The sequence below is a fragment of the Microbacterium sp. KR10-403 genome (genome assembly GCF_040196215.1).
GTDB lineage: Bacteria > Actinomycetota > Actinomycetes > Actinomycetales > Microbacteriaceae > Microbacterium.
Map to the genome: position 1 here is coordinate 1 of NZ_JBEGDC010000010.1, position 3,763 is coordinate 3,763.

7 protein-coding genes are annotated in these 3,763 nt (G+C 68.0%); 5 read left to right on the forward strand and 2 right to left on the reverse strand.

Features of this window, described 5'->3' with window-relative positions:
* A partial coding sequence (locus ABMQ42_RS18125) for a hypothetical protein (protein WP_349724455.1) occupies positions 1–666 on the forward strand: 666 nt, incomplete at its 5' end.
* Positions 659–1,273 carry a hypothetical protein gene (locus ABMQ42_RS18130; protein WP_349724457.1) on the forward strand — a complete coding sequence of 205 codons (615 nt, stop codon included), beginning with the start codon at positions 659–661 and terminating at the stop codon, positions 1,271–1,273. The genes ABMQ42_RS18125 and ABMQ42_RS18130, both read left to right, overlap by 8 nt.
* Position 1,274: 1 nt before the next feature.
* Here ABMQ42_RS18130 and ABMQ42_RS18135 read toward each other — a convergent pair whose 3' ends face one another.
* Both ABMQ42_RS18135 and ABMQ42_RS18140 read right to left on the reverse strand, forming a co-directional pair.
* The gene (locus ABMQ42_RS18135) at positions 1,275–1,574 is read right to left on the reverse strand and encodes a hypothetical protein (protein ID WP_349724459.1); all 300 of its coding nucleotides are present in this window, start codon (positions 1,572–1,574) and stop codon (positions 1,275–1,277) included.
* The gene (locus tag ABMQ42_RS18140; protein WP_349724461.1) at positions 1,571–1,711 is read right to left on the reverse strand and encodes a hypothetical protein; all 141 of its coding nucleotides are present in this window, start codon (positions 1,709–1,711) and stop codon (positions 1,571–1,573) included. The genes ABMQ42_RS18135 and ABMQ42_RS18140 overlap by 4 nt, the downstream gene beginning before the upstream one ends.
* A 45-nt stretch (positions 1,712–1,756) precedes the next feature.
* Here ABMQ42_RS18140 and ABMQ42_RS18145 point away from each other — a divergent pair, with 45 nt between their 5' ends.
* From ABMQ42_RS18145 to ABMQ42_RS18155, 3 genes are all read left to right on the forward strand, one after another.
* Positions 1,757–2,194, forward strand: a complete 438-nt coding sequence (locus ABMQ42_RS18145; RefSeq protein WP_349724462.1) for a hypothetical protein — start codon at positions 1,757–1,759, stop codon at positions 2,192–2,194.
* Positions 2,194–3,267: a hypothetical protein gene (locus tag ABMQ42_RS18150; protein WP_349724464.1), complete on the forward strand. Its 1,074-nt coding sequence runs from the start codon at positions 2,194–2,196 to the stop codon at positions 3,265–3,267. Before ABMQ42_RS18145 ends, ABMQ42_RS18150 begins: the two co-directional genes overlap by 1 nt.
* The coding region (locus ABMQ42_RS18155; RefSeq protein ID WP_349724465.1) for a hypothetical protein at positions 3,264–3,763 on the forward strand (500 nt) is incomplete at its 3' end. The genes ABMQ42_RS18150 and ABMQ42_RS18155, both read left to right, overlap by 4 nt.

Here is a 3,763-nt window from a genome sequence, read left to right on the forward strand (position 1 = left end):
GCGATGCGTGACGGCGAGGAGCCGACGTGGGCGCTGCCGATCGATCTGCCCGATGACGGGACCGGTGCATTCACCCGCACGTGGCCGTACTACGGGTTTCCGACGATGGAGGACTGCCTCGCAGAGGTAGAGGACGAGGGCGTGGAGGTCTTCTTCGACCCGTACATCTCGTCTGGTTCTCTGCGGTTCCAGACCCGGGTGGGGAACCCGGTCAAGTACGGCGGGTTCGAGCTGCCGGTGACGGTCCCGGAGTCTGCGGTGACGGGGCTGCATGTGAAGGAAGACGGCAGCAGCCAGCTGACCGGTGTGATCTATGCCGGCAACGGGACGGATGTCGACCAGCTGACCGCGTATGCGGGGCATGGTCCGTACACGATCCCGATTCGTGACGCGTACCGGGCGGCGAAGGACATCAAGTCGACCGCGCAGCTGCAGCGGATCGCGGACGCGGACCTCGCCGCGCACTACTCCCCGGTGGTGCAGTGGAGCTTCGGTGTGCGGCTGGATGACACGGTCACGGCCGCGATGGTCAAGCCGGGCCGGGTGCTGCACATGCACGTGAACGGTGACGAGTGGATCCCTGACGGGCTGGTCGATCAGAGGGTCATCGGCTTGTCGGGTGATCTGACACAGAACGTGACGTTGGAGGTGCAGGCGAATGGTTGACGACCTGTCGAACGTCTTCAAGTCGCTGAAGGACATGCAGCGGCGTATCCGCCGGCTCGAGTCCACGCTGATGCTGCAGAACGCGGCGATCAGCGAGGGTGGCCTGCGGGTGATCTCTTCGGACCCGGGTCTGGTCGTCGAGGGCCTGCTGCAGGTGACGGGTATTGAGCTGATCGACGGCCAGTTGAAGATCACCGGCACCCTGTCGACCACGGGGGATACGGACATCGGCGGCGATGTGACGATCTCCGGGGACACGGATGTCACCGGGAAGTTGAACGTCACCGGGGATACGACCCTCGGCGGCGACACGGAGATCACCGGCGACGTGTCGTTGAAGTCTGATCTTGATGTTGCGTCCGGCGGGAAGATCACCGTCGGCGACATGACGTTCGAGATCGACGGCGGTGTCGGGAAGATCACGATGGGCGGTGCGTCGATCTACGTCGCGTCCGGTGTGGTGCAGATCATCCCTGCGACTGGTCCGGGCCTGTCGCTCGGTGGCGCGCAGGGGGCGCGCCTGTTCCCGCTGGACACGACCGACGCTGCCACGCACCCGGCGAACGTGTGGATGAACCCGACCGGGCAGATGTACCGGACCGTCTGAGTCACTTCGACGCGACGGTCGGGCACACGAGGTGCAGGTGCTCGATCACCTGCTGGTTGTTCCAGGCGTCGTCGGCGTTGTCGATGGGCATGGTGCGCACCTGGTCGGGGGCCAGGTAGATACGGAGTGCGGAGCAGCCGATCGCGCCGAGCTTGAGCGTGTCGTACCGGTCCGGCGGGGTGCCGTGCCAGGCATCGTGCACGGCGGCGACGAACTCGTCGTCACCGGTCGGCGGGGTGGTCGCCGCGCACCCGGCCAGCAGGAGCATGCCTGCGAGTAGCGCGAGAGCCACGGCTCTCATGAGTGCTCTTTGACGTCGTCGAAGACGAGGCGGCGCAGCCGACCGGATGCGGTCTCGCCGTTCTCTTGCGCGATGCGCTCGAACGCAGCCCAGGTCTCGTTGTCGATGCGGACTTTCCGGATAGGCGTTTCTGTCATGGCCACAGCGTAGACCCGATAGGGCCACAGATACAAGGGGGTCTGATGACCACGTACTCGTATACCGGCAAGCTCACCGACTTCGGTGAGGCGCCGTTCGCTTCCGCGATCCCGCGGCTGTGGGTCGCGCCGGAGGGGGACGCGTTCGCGCCGGGCGGGCCGGCGGCGGCCAGACGCATCCCGGTGACGGTCGCCTCTGACGGGTCGTTCTCGGTGGCGCTGGTCGCGTCGGCAGATCTGCTGCCACCGACCCGGTACGCGCTGCGGTGCGAGTGGCTGACCGCGGACGCGTCCGGGCAGGAGGTCCTGGCCGGGTGGGCGGAGTGGGTGTTCACCGCGGCGATCGGCGGCGGCCCGATCTCGACGATGCCGAATCTTCCGATCACGCGCGTCTGGTACGCGACGACAGCGCCCCCGGTCAACCGGTCGGGGATCTATTGGGTGCACCCGACCACGGGTGACGTCAGAGAGTGGGTGGACTGATGGCCTGGGAGCTCATCGACAATATCCGTGGCCCGAAGGGCGACAAGGGCGACACCGGCACGATCGGGTCGGTGTCGGTTGCGACACTTCCCGCGGGCACGCCGGCGACGGTCGCGATGACGGGGAGCGTGGACAAGCACGTCCACTTCGAGATCCCGCAGGGCGCGCAGGGCATCCAGGGTCTGCCGGGCACGCTCTCGTCGGCGTCGGCGGAGTCGGTGCCGGCGGAGGACGCGGCCGAGGTCATCATGTCGGGCACGACCGAGGTCAAGCATGCGCACTTCAAGATCCCGCGCGGCCTGCCCGGTGTGAACGCGATCGAGAACGACGACGCGGTCGCCGCGTATGTGGCCGCGGTGGACTCCGCGACCCGTGCGGCGGTCGACGAGGCCGGGAAGGGCCTGTTCCCGGTGTACCGGCTGTGGGACGGGTCCGCGTACCCTGACCGGGTTGCGGGGGCGGCGAACCTGTTCTTCGGCCCGGTGGACCCGGGGCTGCAGATGGATCCGGCGACGGACTTCTGGGCGTTGTCGAACGCGACGAACCTCGACACGGTCATCGCGCAGATGCTGAACACCGGGTCGGCCCTGAACCGGGCGGTGCGCACCGCGGGGGCGGTGGTCGACTTCATCCCCGCCGAAGCGTTCGTCGCGGTCAACGCGTCACCGGCGGCATCCGGATACCTGGCCACGTCCGCGGTGCCGGTGCTCACCTTCCCTGCCGGTGTGAACCGGACCATGGGCGCCGTGGCGGTCACCCGCCCCGGGGTCACCAGTGTCAGGTTCCGTACCGTGTGGGCGACCGATGATGTCGCGACCGGGACGGTGCTGTGGCGGGTGCAGGCGTCGCAGGTGACGGACGGTGCAGCGTTCCGCACCGGGGAAGTGCAGTCCGATGTGACCGCGACCGCCCCCACCGCCGCGAACCAGGCGACGATCTCCACCCATACGACCGCTGTCGCGGTCTCGGCCACCGGCGGGCCGCTGCTTGTGCGGCTGTCGCGTATCGGCGGGACGGATACGTGCACGTCCCCGGCCGGGTTCGTGGGCATGCTCATGGAGTACGTGCCGTGAGCTTCCTGACTGCGGAGCAGGCGCGCACTGTCACCCAGCCGACGAAGTTCGGCACCCGCGACATCGTCTTCACCGGCGGGCGGGTCTCGACGCTGCAGAGCATGATCAGCGCGGGCCTGCCGGCGAGCATGGCCGACAAGTGGGCGGGGATCCTCACCGTCGACAACACGTACACCCCGCAGGGCCCGCTGGACCCCTGGTACTTCCCCGGCCACTACGTCGACGACGCCGCAAACGACGAGGTCGTCGCGTTCGTCCGTGCGGATGTGGAGAAGGCCGTCGACCTCGCGATCCGGTGGAAGGTGGCCGGCGACCCGGACGACGCGGCCGCAGTGGTGCGCATCCTCACCCCGTGGACCACGATCCAGACGATCACCGACGACGGAGAGTCGCGGCTGAACTGGTCGAACAAGTGGCCCATGTTCTTGCAGGCGGCGATGCTGGTGCGCGACTCGGACGCGTATACGGAAGAGTTCGACACGGCCATGCGGGCGAT

Excerpts from the sequence above, each read along its gene's own strand:
- ABMQ42_RS18130 (WP_349724457.1), top strand. The coding sequence starts at position 659 with ATGGTTGACGACCTGTCGAACGTCTTCAAGTCGCTGAAGGACATGCAG.
- ABMQ42_RS18135 (WP_349724459.1), bottom strand. The coding sequence starts at position 1,574 with ATGAGAGCCGTGGCTCTCGCGCTACTCGCAGGCATGCTCCTGCTGGCC.
- ABMQ42_RS18140 (WP_349724461.1), bottom strand. The coding sequence starts at position 1,711 with ATGACAGAAACGCCTATCCGGAAAGTCCGCATCGACAACGAGACCTGG.
- ABMQ42_RS18145 (WP_349724462.1), top strand. The coding sequence starts at position 1,757 with ATGACCACGTACTCGTATACCGGCAAGCTCACCGACTTCGGTGAGGCG.
- ABMQ42_RS18150 (WP_349724464.1), top strand. The coding sequence starts at position 2,194 with ATGGCCTGGGAGCTCATCGACAATATCCGTGGCCCGAAGGGCGACAAG.